The organism is Rhodopirellula sp. UH5 (assembly GCF_056839225.1).
In genome coordinates this window covers 2,048,210-2,065,326 of record NZ_CM166390.1, presented here as the reverse complement: position 1 = coordinate 2,065,326, position 17,117 = coordinate 2,048,210, and the positions used below count along the sequence as shown (strand labels likewise).

Below are 17,117 nucleotides of genomic sequence, written 5' to 3'. Positions count from 1 at the left end.
GGTCGGAAGACGGGGGTGAGTCATTCTTCTGACGCTTGAGTTCGAAAACCGGGCGAGTTCGAGAAACAGCCGTGTCTCGGGTTCGCCCGTTCAGGCCAGCGTGATGCTGGCCCGAACAACCAAAGCCACTGGCTCAAGGCCAGTGGCAAATGGCTTCCTTAGATCGGTCGTTTCTCGAGTTGCATGTTCAGGGCCAAGCCGCGGATTTCGTTGGTCAACACGTCGAAGCTGGCTGGTGTGCCTGCCTCCAGGGTGTTTTCTCCCTTGACCATCGATTCGTAGATCTTGGTTCGACCTTCCACATCATCGGATTTCACCGTCAGCAGTTCTTGCAGGATGTAAGCGGCACCGTATGCCTCCAACGCCCAAACTTCCATCTCGCCGAAGCGTTGGCCGCCGAAGCGAGCCTTGCCGCCGAGTGGTTGCTGAGTGATCAACGAGTAAGGTCCGGTGCTGCGTGCGTGGACTTTGTCGTCAACCAAGTGGTGAAGCTTCAACATGTAGATGTAGCCAACCGTGGTTTCTTGCTCCATCGCCTCACCCGTTCGACCATCGGTCAAACGAATCTTTCCGTGAGCAGGCAAACCGGCTTCGGCCAAGCAGTCGTTGATTTCCGATTCGCTGGCACCGTCAAAAATCGGTGTGAGTGCTTGGAAGCCAAGCTTGGCTCCCGCCCAACCCAAGTGCGTTTCCAAAATCTGACCCACGTTCATCCGACTGGGAACTCCCAGCGGGTTGAGCATGATTTGAATCGGTGTTCCATCTGGCAAGAACGGCATGTCTTCAATCGGAAGGATCTTCGCGATCACACCCTTGTTCCCGTGCCGACCCGCCATCTTGTCACCGACGCTGATTGTTCGCTTGGTCGCGATGTAAATCTTGACCATCTGCAGCACGCCCGAGCGAAGTTCATCGCCTCGCTTCATGCTGTTCAATCGGCGATCGCGTTCGTCGATGGCTTGTTCGACGTTTTGCCATTGAGTTTGGTGGACCTTCTCAGCAGCCTTGCGTTTTTCTTCGTCTTCGATTTGTTCGAGGACGAGTTCCAAGCGGAAGCTGGTGGCTCGCTCGGCAACGAACTTCGGATCTTGTCCGTCGGCCAGGGGAGTGCCAGTCGAATCCTTCAGTTTGGTTTCGGCGGCTTCTTCCAGGTCGCGAATCAACGACTCAAACGTGCTGGCAATTTCTTCGTTGCCTTCCGTTTCGTGTTGTTTCAGTTCGCGTTCGAACTCCTTCCGCTCGTCTTCGCCCAGGCTCATTCGGCGGCTGAATTTATGCGTGTCGATCACGATGCCTTCGATGCCCGATGGCACTTCCAGCGAATCGTTCTTCACGTCTTCTCCAGCACGGCCGAAGATGGCGTGCAGAAGTTTTTCTTCTGGGGTCAGCTCGGTCTTGCTCTTTGGTGAAACCTTGCCGACCAAGATGTCGCCAGGCTTCACGTAAGTACCGACCTGAACGATTCCGGTGTCGTCCAAGTTCCGAAGAGCTTTTTCGGAGACGTTCGGGATGTCTCGGGTGAATTCTTCGCGACCCAATTTGGTTTCGCGAATTTCAACGTCGAAATCTTCGATGTGGATCGAGGTGTACGTGTCGTTCCGCACCAGCTCTTCGCTGATGATGATCGCATCCTCGTAGTTGAATCCGTCGAACGACATGAAGCCGACCAGAACGTTTCGTCCGAGTGCCAATTCACCTTTTTGAGTGGCGGCCCCGTCAGCGATGATCTGGCCCTTTTCGACCTTGTCACCCACCATGACGAGTGGCTTTTGGTTTTGGCAGGTTCGTTCGTTGAGCCCTTGGTACTTCTTCATCGCGTAGTGATCGCTGCCGATTTCGATGCGAGTCGCATCGCAGTAGGTCACTTTGCCGGCGCGTCGAGCACGCACAACCATGGCACTGTTCTTCGCGACTTCTCGCTCCATTCCGGTCCCGACAATCGGTGGTTCGGTGACCAGCAAAGGAACGGCTTGCCGCTGCATGTTGGATCCCATCAAAGCACGGTTGGCATCATCGTGCTCGAGGAAAGGAATCAAACCAGCCGAGACACCCACCATCTGAGCAGGAGCCACGTCCATGAAGGAAACCTGTTCCGGCATCACGATCTCGAAGTCGCTACGGAAGCGAGCGATCATGTTGGGGCCAGGAACCAGGGCACCGTCTTTGACTTCGGTGTCGGCAGGTGCGACGTACGACTCGCCTTCTTCGTCGGCACGCAACCAAACGACTTCGTCGCTGACTTTGCCGTCAACCACTTTGCGATAAGGCGTGCAGAGGAATCCGTAATCGTCAACGCCGGCGTAGATGGCCAGCGAGCTGATCAGGCCGATGTTCGTGCCTTCGGGCGTTTCAATCGGACAGATTCGCCCGTAGTGAGAAATGTGAACGTCACGGACTTCAAAGCCAGCCCGTTTGCGGTTCAGACCACCAGGGCCGAGAGCTGACAAGCGGCGTTCGTGTGCCAGTTGCGACAGTGGGTTCGTCTGGTCAACGACCTGCGAGAGTTCGCCACGACCGAAGAAGAAATCGATCGCTGCGGAAACGCTCTTGGGATTGATCAACGAACGCGGTGTCATGTCTTGAGCGTCTTTGACACTCATGCGTTCTTGAACCGTGCGACGCAGTTTCAAGAAACCCTTGCGGAGCTCTTCGCTGGCCAGTTCGTCGATCGTACGCAAACGACGGTTGCCCAGGTGGTCAATGTCGTCGATCTCGGCACCGCTGTCCGCATCGAACAAGTCGATCAGGTAGCGGATCGCGGCGATCATGTCGTCCGGACGCAAGGTCATGACGGTCTCTTCGACGCCCAAATCGAGTTTGCGATTGAGGCGGAAACGACCGACTTTGCCCAACCGATAACGATTGTCGTCGTAGAACTTCTCTTGGAAGAGCGTGCGTGCTTTTTCCAATTGAGGCGGGTTGCCTGGGCGCAAACGCTGGTAGATCCGCAGCAACGCTTCTTCGTGGCTGGCCGTGTTGTCGTCGGCCAGGGTGTTGAAGATCAACGGAACCTTCGGCAGGTCCATCGCTTCGACGGAGGTCACGCCCGCGTTGCAGATCGTTTCCGACAATTCGGTGGTGATCTTGTAGCCGGCTTCCACGATGATTTCGCCAGCACGCTCGTGGCCGCTGGGGTAAACGACATCGTCGACGGCGATCTTGTTTTCGATCTTGGGCGCGTCCTTGCCACCGTTCACCTTGATGGTGCCGGTTTCGTAGAACGCCGACAGCAGATCCGCATCGGTGCTGTACTTCGGATCCATCGCACGCAGCAACATGGTGGCGGCAAACTTGCCGCTTTGGTCAATGCGGACGGTCAACGCGTCTTTCTTGGTGACGTTGACTTCGATCCAAGATCCACGTTCGGGGATCACGCGGCACGATGGCAATTTGCGATCGGTCGTCGTGTCTTGTTCCAGCACGAAGTCGACACCGGGGCTGCGGTGCAGCTGCGAAACGACGACACGCTCGGCACCGTTGATGATGAATTCACCACCGCCCAGCATGATCGGCAGGTCGCCCAGGTAGACTTCCTCTTCGATGGGTTCTTCGCGGTTCAGACGCAACCAAATTCGCAGCGGTCGACCATAGGTCAAACGCAGCTGACGGCATTCCTGAATCGTGTAACGAGGTTTCCCCAGCTCGTAATACAGGTACTCCAGCGTCGTGTTCCCGTCGTAACTGGCGATCGGGAAGATTTCCCTCAAGACGGACTCCAGCCCGTGATCTTTGCGAGCGTTGCTGGCCGCATCTTCTTGCAAAAATGCCGCGTAGGACACTGTTTGCAGGGCGGTCAGGTCGGGCAAATCGAACTGGCCCAAGCCGGTGCCGAATTTGCGAATCGAGGTGGGTTCGAGGCGACGCTGAGTCGTAGTTGCCATCGTGAGTGGGAGCTCCTTCGCGGGGAAGAACAAAAGCACCAACACAGCCCGGAATCCGCCCACACATTGTTTGGAGCTTGATTCTTCGAAACTGCATCGATGAGATGACGAAATTGGTTCGAGAGAACTCCGAGGGTGCAACGCCGTTCGCTAGAAAGTTCCGCCTTCTTTTGCCAATCAAAAATTCGATGGAATCGAAGTTTCAATCGCGGCACTCGCTCCAAAACGCACTCTGAGAACGAAATTCAAATCGTGAAACCCATTGCCAACAAACGAATCCGTTCGAGGGAATTGGCTTCGCGAATCACAATCGCGAGTAGAATGGAGGGAACGTAACTCTTATCTCACAAAGGACTTCGTGAGGTAAAAGTCATTGCCGAAAACAGAAAGACAGAACGAATACAGACGCGTCACGCAACACCGGGCCGAAGATCACTTTCGAAACTTTAACGATTGATCTTGCATCCGCAAAGGGCAACCAAACGAATTTTGGTCTGGTTTATGCTCAGAGCGGACTTGGCGGCAGAAAAGAGGGGCGAGCGTCCGCGGCCGGGCACGTCCTGTACCCGGCCCGTGAAGCCGTCGTGAACAATCGATCCAAAACCTGATTTGCACGAAAATGTCGCGAAAAACAAAGGTTCTGGGGCAATTCATCAACGATGTCAGCCCGTGGCCGCAAGCTGACCGCGTCCGGCTCCACGCTAGGCGAACTCGCGGAGGTCTGGATAAGCCTACGTGCATTGGTGGGCCGGTCAACATCTGATTCTTCAATTTTGACCGCCTCCCCAGCCTGAATGCTGGAAAGAATGAAGTGTGCTCGCGATGACGACACTTGGCTAACCGGCGTTGCTAGTTCGGGTTAAGTCACCCAGGCTGCCGAGACTGCGTTGCTAGCAAAAGCTACCGGGGGCCAAAAAAAGTCTTCGTGAAGTGTCGATCGACTTCTCGCCCGCCTTTCCCAGTCACGCTAGGTTGTCTGTCGGGCGGGGCCCGCAGCAGCGTCCCGCCCGCCACGAGGTCGTGCGGCTTTTGAATCCCATTTTCGAGTGGGTTTCCGCACGGTGCACCTCCCTCAAAACGAAGTTTGCGAGGAGTTTCGTGGAGGTCGAGCGACGGCGTTCGGGCGAACGCGAGGGGAGGGGCTCGAAACAATGGAAAGCGGCGCGTGATGCCCTCCCCCAGAAATCTCGCTGAACGCTCGTTTTCCGGCCCCTCCCGTTGCCAACGGGCGGGGTTCGCAAGAAGTTACGAGCAAGGTATTTAAAAGCCGCACGACCTCCCAGGTGGTGGGGCGGCGATGCAGGGTTGCCTGATTGGGCCCTTTTCCGCCCGACCGGCGCGGTTGCAGTAGTCCCTTGCCCGCGTCAAAACTTCCGCACTCTCTCATTCGATTTTCTGTTTGGAGCCAAGATGTCATCCCCCGAAGCATCCTCTCGCGAAGTTCAGTTTGCTGGGCCCGTTCATCTCGCGGTTGATCTGGGGGCGTCCAGTGGACGTGTGATCGCCGGCGGGATGGAGGAGGGGCGGTTGGAGTTGGTCGAGACGGGACGGTTCGTCAATCGGCCTGTGAAGGTCCAGGACGCGATGCTTTGGAATCACCTGCAGTTGTGGCAGGACATCCAGGATGGCTTGCGGGATGCCGCAGGGCGGGCTCAATCGGATTGGGCACAGGCCACCATCGCGTCGGTGGGTGTCGACACTTGGGGGGTGAGCTTCGGGTTTGTGGATCCTCGCGATCAGATTGCTGGCCCAGTTTGGCACTACCGCGACGCCCGGCACCGCGGGATGGTTGAAAAGATCTGCGAGATCGTTCCGAGGGAAACGATCTTTCAGGAAACCGGCATGCAGTTCATGGACATTAATTCCCTGTGCCAACTGATTGCGGCGAAGCAAAACGGGGATTCCGTGTTTGAGACCGCGGAATCGTTCCTGATGATGGGAGACTTGTTTCACTGGTTGCTGTCCGGGGAACGGTCGATCGAAGCCAGCAACGCATCGACGACCCAGTTGCTGAATCCTGCCACGCAAACTTGGTCCACCAAGTTGTTGGACGGCTTTGGTTTGCCTCGCAGTTGGTTTGCGGAGCCCACCCCTGCTGGGACGACGATCGGCACCGTCCAGTCCAGCGTCGCGATGGAAACCGGGCTGCACGACGTACCAGTGATCCTGCCCGCCACCCATGACACGGCGTCGGCGGTGTTGGCAGTTCCTGCGGATGGTTTCGCTCCGGCTTCGCCGGATTGGTGTTACATCAGTTCGGGGACTTGGTCGTTGATGGGAGTCGAGATCCCGCAGCCGAACGTTTCGCCTTTGTGCGCCGAGTTGAACTTCACCAATGAGGGCGGGGTGCGAGGAAGCACGCGATTGCTGCAGAACATCGGTGGGTTGTGGATCTATCAGCAGATTCGTGCGGCGCTCGATCGCCAGGGCAACGCACCGTCATGGGCGGAGATGACCCAGGCCGCTGCCGGTGCGGAGCCGTTTGAGTTGTTGGTCAATCCGGATGATCCTGCACTGGTCGCTCCTGACAACATGATTGACGCGATTTGCGGGTTGGCCGGTCGGACGGGGCAGCGGGTTCCGACGAACAATGGGGTTCTGTTCCGAGGTGCCTTGGAAGGGCTCGCGCTTCGATACCGAATGTGTTTGCAACACTTGGAGTCACTGACTCAGTCGCACATCCAGACCATTCATATCGTCGGTGGCGGTTCGCTCAATGCGTTGCTGTGCCAGATGACCGCCGATGCTTGTGGACGCCGGGTGGTTGCTGGTCCAGTCGAGGCCACGGCGATTGGGAACATTTTGATGCAGATGATTGGAAGTGGCTCGCTGCATTCGATCGATGAAGCTCGCCAGTTGGTGCGTCATAGTTTCCCGACGCAAACCTACGAGCCTCAGCAAACGGATCGCTGGGATGAGCCCGCTGCGAAGTTCGCGACTTTCTTCGAATGAGAAGCCGATGTCCGCTTTCGATCCGATGAGCGAGGAGCAAGAAAAGCTCGCTGGTCTCAAGCAAGCGATCCGAATTGCGGCCCTCGCGGCTCGTCGAGAGCAGGCCGACAAGGACGGTTGCAGTCATGCGATTACCGACGCCGTGATGCAGTTGCCTGCGTATCAATCGGCGAAGTGTGTGATGTGGTACATCGATGTGCGAGCAGAAGTTCGAACTCGGCACGCTTTGCCCGCGGCCATCGAAAGCGGCAAGCAGGTCATCGTTCCGTACTGTGTCGAGGGCGAGTTGGAGCTGTTTCATCTGGAGTCGATGGAAGAACTTTCCGAAGGAGCGTACAGGATTTTGGAGCCTCGCGAGGAACTGCGCGGCGTGGAATCGAAGCGAGTTGCCGTGAAGGATCTGGATTTGGTCTTGGTTCCTGGAGTTGGCTTTGACCGGCGTGGTGGCCGGATCGGGCACGGCAAAGGCTACTACGACAAACTGCTCGGGAATGTCCGGTCGGATTCGCGTTTGGTTGCGTTGGCGTTCGAGTGCCAGTTGTTCGACACGATCCCAGTGCAGCCTCATGACGTTTACATGGACATGGTTGTCACGGAGAAGCAGCTTTACCAAGGAGTGGGCCGCTCACTGCGAGGCTCCGAGATTCGTTCGCGGTGAGCAGCGAGGGAGACGCCCCTCCCCTCGCTTCGCTCGACCCTCCCAGGGGGAGGGTGAAGTCGTCGTTGATTGAATCGGCGTTCCAGGGGGGAGAGGCAAGCATCAGAGTAGAACAGTTGTCCTCAACTGTTCCGTCGGGCAGCCTTCCACCGCCGGGCCACATCGCAACCAAGTTCACTTCCAGTCGTTCCGGTCACGCAGTTCCAGGGCGTCAACCAACCACGCAAGCGTTTGAGGGCAAATGTTCTGCTCGGCCGTGACGTTCCGAACCCCGCCTCGGAAGAAGCTGTGCCGTATCGCAAGCCGGTTGTTCCGGATGTGCGGTTTGCGGTGTTGCGATGGTCTGTGGATGGGACGGCAATTTCCAAGACCTGGTTGGACGATAAGCCAACGACACAGCCGACTCGGGGTGGCTGGCTTCTTCCGCTTATCGAATGGGATTCCCTTCCATGCCGTTTCTCTCCGGTAGCCTTTCCTTTGAACGTTTTCGCGTCAACCAATTTGAAGACGGCCCCTTCGGGCAGGAACACATCGAACGGATGGCGGAAAACGTGGCCGGGCGAACGGAAACTGCCAACGAAGAAAACGTGCACCTGGGTTTTTTGGGCGGCGATCACCTTTTCGATCAAGATTTTGATTTGGCGAAAAACATCATCGACGATGCCGTTCACTTCGGCGTTCGCGTGGATACCAACCAGGTTCCCTCGGTGATCAAGAAAGCTTGGTTGTCGATGGAGCTCGCGGCATTGAGCCGCGAAAATCCGGGCGGGAAACCGACTAAGTCGCAACGCAAAGAAGCCAAGGAAGCGGTCGAGCAACGCTGCGAGAACGAAGCGGCGACGGGCAAGTACCGCAAGTTCCAGCAGCACGCATTGTTGTGGGATTGCAGCCGCGATTTGCTGTATTACGGCGGAACCGCAGGCACCGGCAGCGGTCACTGCATCGATCTGCTCGAGCGTGTGTTCGGGATCGAGTGTGGTCACATCGGTGCCGGCGTCGTCGCTCAGGATTGGGCGCGTGACAACGATCGCTATGCAGAGATGGACGATGTGATGCCGGCCAGTTTCGTTGCCGGCGAAGGGTTCAGCGGCGTCGCTTGGGCCAATGAACATTCTCAGTCACCGGACTTCCTCGGCAACGAATTCTTGCTGTGGTTGTGGTGGATGTTGGAAACGGAAACCGACACGATCGAGACGTTTGACGGAACAGAAGTCACGTTGATGTTGGCCAAAACGCTGTCCTTGGAATGCCCGCTGGGCGACTCCGGTAAAGAATCGATTTCGGCTGAGTGCCCGACGAAGTTGCCCGAGGCGATGCGAGCGATCCAGAGTGGAAAGTTGCCTCGCAAGACAGGCATGACGCTGATTCGCGAAGGCCAGCAGTTCGACTTAACTTTGCAAGCCGAAACGTTTGGGATCAGCGGCGCTCGAATTCATTTGGACGAAGACGACAACGACTTCGGACCGGAAGACCGAATCGAAGCCGTGCGAACGCTCAGCGACACGATCGACGGGTTGTTCCACACGTTCTGTGATCGTCGAACCAGTGAAGCTTGGTCGACCGATCTTGGTGGGATTCGGGGCTGGTTGGCACCAACCCAAGCGGCCAGGAAATCAGCCGCCTGATCGGGGGCAGGTTGATCAGAAGGTGTCGGCTTGGATGACTTCGTAATTGGCTCGGGTCACCAACGCGTGGTAGACCTCCAGGTCAATGAACTGCGAAAGCATCCGGACCGAACCGTCGCTCAGGATGAACTGGGCACCGGCAGCGTGATAGCTGCTGAAGTCTTCAAAGTGGCCGACGTCGCTGTTGGGCGTGTGGTCAGCAGCGCCCACGATCCGAGACGCGGCGGCGTTGGCCTCGGGGATCAGCCCTTGCCAAATCGAGCCGCCCAGGCGACTGTTGCGTTCGCCGACCATCACGGTCTGGCTCAGCCCATCCAAGACGTCGCGAAAACGGTGGCGGCTGTTGCCGTAGAACAGCCCGTCGCCGTGGTACATGTCTTCGTGGATATCAAACGTGCCGAACACGCCGGCGTAGTTGCTCTTGGCGATTTGGAAGAGAAACTCATCCCCATCGTCCACGTTGTGCCCGCTCTCGTGTTCATCGTCGTGGTCGTCATCATCGTGATCGTCGTCCAGCGAGCTTGAGTGAGCATGCTCGTGACCATCGCCGTCGCCGTGCGCTTCGGCGATAAAGAACAGAGTTTCGAGCGGGTCGCTCGGGCACATGTAGCTGGGGATCGACGATTCGCGAGCTTGTTGGTTCTCGTCTTCTTCGATCGCCATCCCAAAGCGAATGGTTTCGTAGACGTTGCTGGCTTCGATTTGCGGGGTGATCGCGGCGGCCCAGCCCCAGCCGGGTTCATGGTGATCGGTGTCATCCGCCAACCAGCCACTGGGCAATTGATTGAAGATGCCGTGGTAGTTGTGCAGGGCGATGCCCATTTGGTGCAAGTTGTTTTGGCACGACATCCGGCGGGCGGCCTCGCGGGCGGCCTGGACGGCGGGAAGCAGCAGGCCAACGAGGACGCCAATGATGGCGATGACAACCAGCAATTCAACGAGTGTGAATGCGTTTCGGAGCGAGGATCCGGCAGTCAAGCGACGGCTTGGGGTCGCGTGCACGCGTGCAGCGGGGGCGGAGAAGTTCGGCATGGAATGAGACCTGAAAATGAGAGCGCAGTGGCTCTCGATAGAAGACAGTGAGTTTGCGTTACAGTGAAACTGGTTTTCACCGCAACCCAGAACGGCAGTTTTCAGGTCAAAGAAGGCGGGCCGCGTGTGTACGGAAGCCAGCAATCTGCCGAGTCTTCCAAGGTGGTTGATTCGATCCGGTGATTGGCTGTGCACCGAACTGTTTCGCGGTGGACAGAGACCGCGATCGGGCTTTCAGCCATCGTGCGAGCGTTGCATAACGCACAAAGGTCACTGCATTGATGAGCGTGCTGGTGATCCGAGACGATCTCTGCGGACGGCAGGCTCGTCTCCCAAACCAGCAATTCTTCCGAGCAACCTGGCGGCAGCGGTGCGTGCTGCACTGCGTCTGCAGAGCTCGAATGCGAGCAACATTCAGTGACATTCTCAGGCGAATGCGTGTGGGAGCATTCGTCGTGCACGCCGACGTGGGAATGGGTGGAATCGCACGTCGCCACATGATGGTGGGCGGCCGGCAAAAGCCAGCCACCGACCACATAAGCGATCAAAGCGATTCGACGGACCCAGAGTTCCACGCGGTTCCAAATGGTTGAAGTTGTTCGTCTTTGTTGGCGATTTTTTCGCCGAACGGATGCATTCTGTAGCAATTACAGAGTAAACCAGCTCGCGGTTCAATGCGAATTTCGCAAGCTTCTTGCGAAGTTTGCGAAGGATTCGACTTCCGTTCACCAGTCCAGGGGTGCTTGCCAGGCTGATTTTGCGCTCGCAATGTCGGTTTCCAGCACCACGGTGCTCCCGTCTCGGACGGTGAATTGGTCGGTTTCGGTGACTTCGCCTAGTTGGGTCAGGCTGATCCCAGAGTCCGCGAAAATCTTGGCGAGTGCCTCGGCTGATTCGGGTGCACATTCGATCAGGAATCGCGTGTTGGATTCACTGAACAGCACTTCCGCGGCCGACAATGCCGCGGCGGTTTGCACGCCGTCGTTGGAGGGTTGTTCACGAGGGACAGCCGCCAGATCGAGCTCCATTCCCAATCCGCCGGCCAGAGCCATTTCGACCGCGGCGACCGCCAGGCCACCTTCGCAGAGGTCGTGGCAGGAGCGAACCAGTCGAGCCTGGATCGCTTGGTGGACCGTGGCGAAAGTCTTCTTGGACAAGTTGGCGTCGACTTCTGGCACGGCACCGCCGGGTTCGTTTTCGACCAATCCGTAGTGCGAGCCACCGAGTTCACGATGCGTGTCTCCGACCAGGAAAATCACGTTGCCGGCTTCCTTCGCGTCCATCGTGACTGATTTGCTGACGTCATCGATCTGGCCCATCGCACTGATCAGCAGGCTGGGCGGAATCGCGATGGTTTGCTTTTCGTTGTTGTCATCGAAGAAGCTGAACTCGTTGTTCAGGCTGTCCTTGCCGCTGACAAACGGCGTGCCCAGCGTGACCGCGAGATCTTGGCAAGCGATCGCGGCTCGGACGAGCGACCCCAGCGTTTCGGCTCGATCGGTGTATCCCCAGCAGAAGTTGTCCAGGATCGCGATCTTGGAAGGATCGGCACCGACCGCAACCGCGTTCCGCATGGCTTCGTCGATCGCCGAAGCGGCCATGTGATACGTGTCGAAGTCGCCGTAGTGAGGGTTCATGCCGCAACTGATCACCAGCCCACGACGGCTGGTCAGTTTGGGACGCACAACGGCAGCGTCGCCGGGGCCATCGCATTGTGGGCCGACCAAAGGTTTGACGACGCTGCCCGCTTGGACTTCGTGATCGTATTGGCGGATCACCCAGTGCTTGCTGGCGACGTTGTAGCTGCCCAGGATCTTGAGCAGCGTCTCGGAGTTGGCTGCGGCGTCGCGATCACCGATCGACAATGGTTTGGCTTTTGGTGGTTCGTAGATTGCATCGCGAATCACGGGCGGACGTCCGTCGTGCAAGAACGACATGGCGACGTCGCCGACCGTTTGGCCGTGGAAGTTCAATTGCAGTCGGCCGGTGGGAACAAAGCGACCGATCGCGGCGGCTTCCACGCCTTCGCTTTCGCAAAGTTCTCGCAGTTCGTCCCAGCGTTCTTGCGGAACGGCCAAGACCATGCGTTCTTGAGCTTCGGAAATCCAGATCTCGGTGTAAGTCAGACCGTCGTATTTGAGCGGGGCTTTGTCGAGCCAAACTTCGGCACCGAGTTCTTCACCCATCTCGCCAACGGCACTGCTGAAGCCACCCGCACCGCAATCCGTGACCGCGTTGTACAAGCCGCGATCGCGAGCCTGCATCAGCACGTCGAGGACCATTTTTTCGGTGATTGCGTTACCGATTTGAACGGCACCGCCGGACAGCGATTCGGATTCGCTGGTCAGTTCCGCACTGCTGAACGTCGCCCCGTGGATTCCGTCTCGTCCGGTGCGTCCGCCGACCGCGACGATCAAGTCATTGGGTTTGACTTCCTTGTCTTCCATGCCAACGGGAATGATGCCGACGTTGCCGCAGTAAACCAGCGGGTTACCGAGATAACGCTCGTCGAAGTAGACCGCGCCGTTGACCGTGGGGATTCCCATTCGGTTGCCGTAATCTCGAACGCCGGACACAACGCCTTGAATGACGCGGCGTGGATGCAGCACGCCAGGTGGCAATTCTTCGGGCGAAACGTCTGGCGGAGCGAAGCAGAACACGTCGGTGTTGCAGATCGGTTTGGCTCCCATGCCCGTGCCCATTGGGTCACGGATGACGCCACCGATTCCGGTGTTGGCTCCGCCGTAAGGTTCGAGCGCCGACGGGTGATTGTGTGTTTCGACTTTGAAGCACACGTGGTCTTGTTCGTCGAAGGTCACGATGCCCGCGTTGTCTTTGAACACGCTGACGCACCAATCGTCGTCGCCCAGCGAGCGACGAATGGTTTGGGTCGCTTCAAAGATCGTTTCTTTGAGCATGTTGTTGTATTGGCGTTCGTCACCGCCGGGCGTTCCGTCAGCACCGGGGCCCTTGTAGTGGATCCGGCCGGCCAGCGTTTTGTGGCTGCAGTGTTCTGACCAAGTTTGAGCGACGGATTCGAGTTCGATGTCGGTTGGGTCGCGTCCCAGTTCGACGAAGTGATCGCGAATGGTTTGCATCTCGACCAGCGTCAGGTAGAGCTGGCCTTCCTTGGAAAGCTTTTCCAGTCCGGCGTCGTCCAGTTCTCGAATTGGCACGTGCACCAATTCAAATTCGCCAGCCGAACCGACATCCAATCGGTCCATCATCAACGGCCCGATCACAAACGCTTCGATGGAATCGTTTGACAGGGCGCGGCGGCAGATCGTTTCCAGTTGAGCTTCGTCGGTGCCGGCGATCCAGAATTTGCGGAACGTCTTGACTGTGCTGCCTTCGACACCGCTGTCGGCGAGCGCGCCCTGGGTGCTGGCCGCGACCGGGTCCATCACACCGGGCTTGGGCATCACATGCACCAGGTGCGGTTCGGATTCGATGCCGCGTTCTGCCAGCAATTCCATCAACGATTCGGGAGCTTCGGACAAGTCCGCTTCGACCTGCGAAGCGTCTTTGCCGGGGTGCCCGACGACGACCGATTCCGTGATGGAATCGGCCAGCAACGTCGATGCAATTTCGTTGGCGGAAGCTTGGTCGATGTCAGCTTGGATCAAGTATCCCCGTGCGGCCGCGATCAGCAGGTCGTCGCCCAATCCAAGTTCATGGATTTCACGAGCCGTTTGTTCGCCGAGTCGATCGATCTGACCGGGAGCAGGATGAATGTCGATTTGCCAAAGCGGCATGATGCGAAATCGGGGAATGAGGATGGAGTCGGGAAAAGGTCAAGCAACCTGGGCCGCGGGCGGTCGTGGCTAGGTTTGAGCGGACTGTCGAATTTGTTTGGCGGTGTCGAGCCAGGTTCGCAGGGCAGCGTCGTCGCCCTGGTGCACGATGGTTTGCAGGGTGTCCAAGTCCGACCGGGATTGTTCGATAGCACTCAGGATCGCGTCGCGGTTTTCGGAAACGATGGCGGTCCAAAGGTCCGCATCCCCCGCCGCCACGCGAGTGGTGTCGAGCCAGCCATTGCCAACCAAGGCGAGCATTTCGCGAGTGATTTGGCGTGCGGCGAGCGACGACAGCAAGTGTGGCAAATGAGACGTCAATGCCAAGGTGGCATCGTGCTGTTCGGCCGGCATCGTGACAATTCGTCCGCCAGTGGCTCGCCAAAATTCGGTCGCGGCGGTGATGTGTTGCGGCAGTTCTTCGCCGCTGGGCGTGATCACGATGGGTTTGTCGTCGAAAAGGTCCGCTCGGGCGTGCTCCGCGCCGCTCTTTTCGCTTCCCGCGATCGGGTGAGCCGGAACGAACTGCTTGGCCGACGCGGTCCCCGCCAATTCGCGGACCAGTCCCCCTTTGGTGCTGCCGACGTCGGTCAGGGTCAGCTCCGGGAATTGTCCTGCCAGTGCCTGGGCCAGCGATGCGATTCGGTTGACCGGCGTCGCGATGACCGCCAAATCACAGCCTTCCGCGGCGGCGGCGGGGGTCTCGAAGACCTCGTCAACAATGGACCGATCCAACGCAAATTCCCGCGTTTCAGGCGAACGAGCGCACGCAGTCAGGCGAACCGACGGCCAGCGTCTGCGAATCGCAAACGCCACACTTCCACCCAACAACCCCAAACCGATGATCGCAACTGATCGGCAGGAGGGCTCGGGCATGGGGCTGGATTCGATGGAGGCCAAAGGGCATTTGCTGTGGATCACTCGCCATTCGTAGCGAAAGTCGTCAAGACTTTCGGCGAGTCTGGGGGGAGGCCGAAACTCTTGACGAGTTTCGCTACCCGAGACTGGAGATGCTGCTGAATGCGAGAGAGCAGAAGAATACCGCACAACCCCCGCGGTTCCCATCGGTGGTAATCTGACGTTTTTGGAGGACACGCCACGACCGGAGTTGGTCTGATCGGACGCCCTCAGATGATGGCTCGCCATTCGTCGCGAACGTCGTCAAAACTTTCGCTGATTCAGGTTGGAGGACGAAACTCTTGACGAGTTTCGCTACCCCCTCCGTTCGTAGCGAAAGTCGTCAAGACTTTTGGCGATTCAGGGGGGAGAACGAAACTCTTGACGAGTTTCGCTACGAGTGGCTGAGCCGGCTCGGCGACGGGGACGGTTTTTCGGCCGATTGGGGCTCATTTTCGTGGGAAGTTCAACGATCGCGCGGGATGTTGGCTAGGATAATTCCTCGCGACGCGTGGGGACCTTGATTGCCACCCGTCTCGATCCCCACCCCAATATCCCACCTGATCTCTTCCGTCGGAGAATGCCATGTCGAATCGGCAATGTTCCCGTTTTCTACCTGTCGCTTTGTTGCTGTTCGTTGCCTCACCGGCACTGGCTGATGCAAAGCCATCTGAACCAACGAAGTCACGGCCACACGTCGTGATGGCGTTTGCGGACGACTGGGGCTGCTACGCGAGTGCCTATGCGAAGCATTTTCCAGGCACCGCCAGCGAAGTGATCTCGACTCCCAAGTTCGATTCGATCGCTCGCGACGGGGTGTTGTTCACCAACGCGTTTGTGAGCGCACCGTCGTGCACGCCCTGCCGAAGTTCGTTGATGTCTGGGCAACCGTTTTGGCGATGTGACAAGGCATCGATCTTGCTTGGCGCGGTCTGGGATTTTTCGTTGCCCGCTTACCCGTTGTTGTTGGAAGAATCCGGGTACCGGATCGGTCACACTTACAAAGTCTGGAGTCCCGGGCGTCCCGGCAACGCGCCGTACGGTGGAACACGCACAGCGTCCAACAAAGCCGGATCGAAGTTCAACGGGTTTTCGCAGTTCGTGATGAAGGCCGAGGATCGTGACGCAGCGAAAGCGAAACTGTTCGATGAAGTTCGCCAGAACATTCGCAACTTCCTCGACGCTGACAACGACGGACAACTCGATGGCGATTCACCGATTTGCTATTGGTTTGGACCCACCAACACTCACCGAAAATGGATCGCCAAGAGTGGGCATGAACTCTGGGGCATCAACCCCGATGACTTGAAAGGCAAACTGCCCGCCTACCTGCCCGATGTGCCCGAAATTCGTGAAGACTTTGCGGACTACCTGGGCGAGGCGATGGCGTTTGATGCCGCACTGGTGGTGTTGGACGAAGAACTGCAGCGGCTGGGCATTGCCGACGACACGTTGTTGGTTGTCAGCGGTGACCACGGGGTTCCCGGCGTGTCGCGTGGGAAGTGCAATTTGTACGACTTTGGGACGCACGTGCCGCTTGCGGTTCGTTGGCCAAACGGGGTGGGACATTCCAACCGTGTGGTGACCGATTTTGTTTCGCTTCCCGAATTGGCAACGACGTTCTTGGAAGTGGCCAGCGTCGAAGCTCCTGCGAGCATGATCGCTCGTCCCATCACCCCGCTTCTGACCAGCGACAAATCGGGCAGGATCGATCCGTCGCGGGACGCGGTCTTCACCGGTCGAGAACGCCATGTCGCAACGGCTCGCGAAGGCGCGAAGCCTTATCCGCAGCGAGCCATCCAGTCGGATGATTGGTTGTACATCGTCAATTTCGAACCGGAGCGTACGCCGATGGGTGACGGTCCCGAGTTGGATGCCGACGCCAGTGAATTCCCATCGGAGGAAGAATTGCGTGAGATCACCTTTGCCGCGTATCCGGACCTCGACGCGAGTCCGACCAAGGCCTTCGTTGCGCTGAACCGCGAAAAGTATCCCGAAGCGTTTGATTTCATGGTGGGACGCCGTCCGCGGATCGAAATGTATGACCTGAAGTCCGATCCGGATTGTTTGAACAACCTGGCGGGGCACTCCGACCATGCGGAAACGGAGAAGCAGCTCCATGACCGATTGATTGGCGAGCTGAAGCGGACCGGCGACCCGCGGATGAGCGAACCGGTGATTTTCGAGCACGGTATGTTTGTGGAACCAGTTGGCCCTGGTAAGAAAAAGAAGCAACCGGCCGCGCCGAAGCCCAAGAAATGAACTCGCAGGAGAAGTC

8 protein-coding genes are annotated in these 17,117 nt (G+C 58.0%); 4 read left to right on the top strand and 4 right to left on the bottom strand.

The annotated features are described in order from the left end of the window. Positions 1–158: 158 nt before the first annotated feature. Complete coding sequence (gene rpoB, locus UH5x_RS07550; protein WP_047813050.1) at positions 159–3,881, bottom strand: DNA-directed RNA polymerase subunit beta; 3,723 nt, start codon at positions 3,879–3,881, stop codon at positions 159–161. Between the two features lie 1,410 nt (positions 3,882–5,291). Between rpoB and UH5x_RS07545 the strand changes: the two genes are divergently transcribed. From UH5x_RS07545 to UH5x_RS07535, 3 genes are all read left to right on the top strand, one after another. Further along, entirely contained in the window at positions 5,292–6,833 is a 1,542-nt protein-coding gene (locus UH5x_RS07545) for a rhamnulokinase (protein ID WP_482635275.1), read from the top strand. Between the two features lie 7 nt (positions 6,834–6,840). Further along, entirely contained in the window at positions 6,841–7,491 is a 651-nt protein-coding gene (locus tag UH5x_RS07540) for a 5-formyltetrahydrofolate cyclo-ligase (RefSeq protein ID WP_482635274.1), read from the top strand. Between the two features lie 449 nt (positions 7,492–7,940). Further along, positions 7,941–9,116, top strand: coding sequence for a hypothetical protein (locus UH5x_RS07535; protein ID WP_047812937.1), 1,176 nt, complete (start codon positions 7,941–7,943; stop codon positions 9,114–9,116). A gap of 15 nt (positions 9,117–9,131) precedes the next feature. Here the strand turns inward: UH5x_RS07535 and UH5x_RS07530 are convergent, their stop codons facing one another. The 3 genes from UH5x_RS07530 to UH5x_RS07520 all read right to left on the bottom strand — a co-directional run bounded on the left by UH5x_RS07530 (position 9,132) and on the right by UH5x_RS07520 (position 14,818). After that, positions 9,132–10,148 carry a DUF1559 family PulG-like putative transporter gene (locus UH5x_RS07530; RefSeq protein ID WP_482635273.1) on the bottom strand — a complete coding sequence of 339 codons (1,017 nt, stop codon included), beginning with the start codon at positions 10,146–10,148 and terminating at the stop codon, positions 9,132–9,134. Positions 10,149–10,873: 725 nt separating this feature from the next. Further along, the gene (gene purL / locus UH5x_RS07525) at positions 10,874–13,903 is read right to left on the bottom strand and encodes a phosphoribosylformylglycinamidine synthase subunit PurL (protein ID WP_482635272.1); all 3,030 of its coding nucleotides are present in this window, start codon (positions 13,901–13,903) and stop codon (positions 10,874–10,876) included. A 69-nt stretch (positions 13,904–13,972) separates the two neighbouring features. Next, positions 13,973–14,818, bottom strand: coding sequence for a prephenate dehydrogenase (locus UH5x_RS07520; RefSeq protein WP_236696008.1), 846 nt, complete (start codon positions 14,816–14,818; stop codon positions 13,973–13,975). Between the two features lie 606 nt (positions 14,819–15,424). On the opposite strand from UH5x_RS07520, the gene UH5x_RS07515 reads away from it, so the two are divergent. Continuing rightward, on the top strand, positions 15,425–17,101 hold the full coding sequence (locus tag UH5x_RS07515) for a sulfatase family protein (protein ID WP_482635271.1): 1,677 nt from the start codon (positions 15,425–15,427) through the stop codon (positions 17,099–17,101). Positions 17,102–17,117 lie beyond the last annotated feature (16 nt).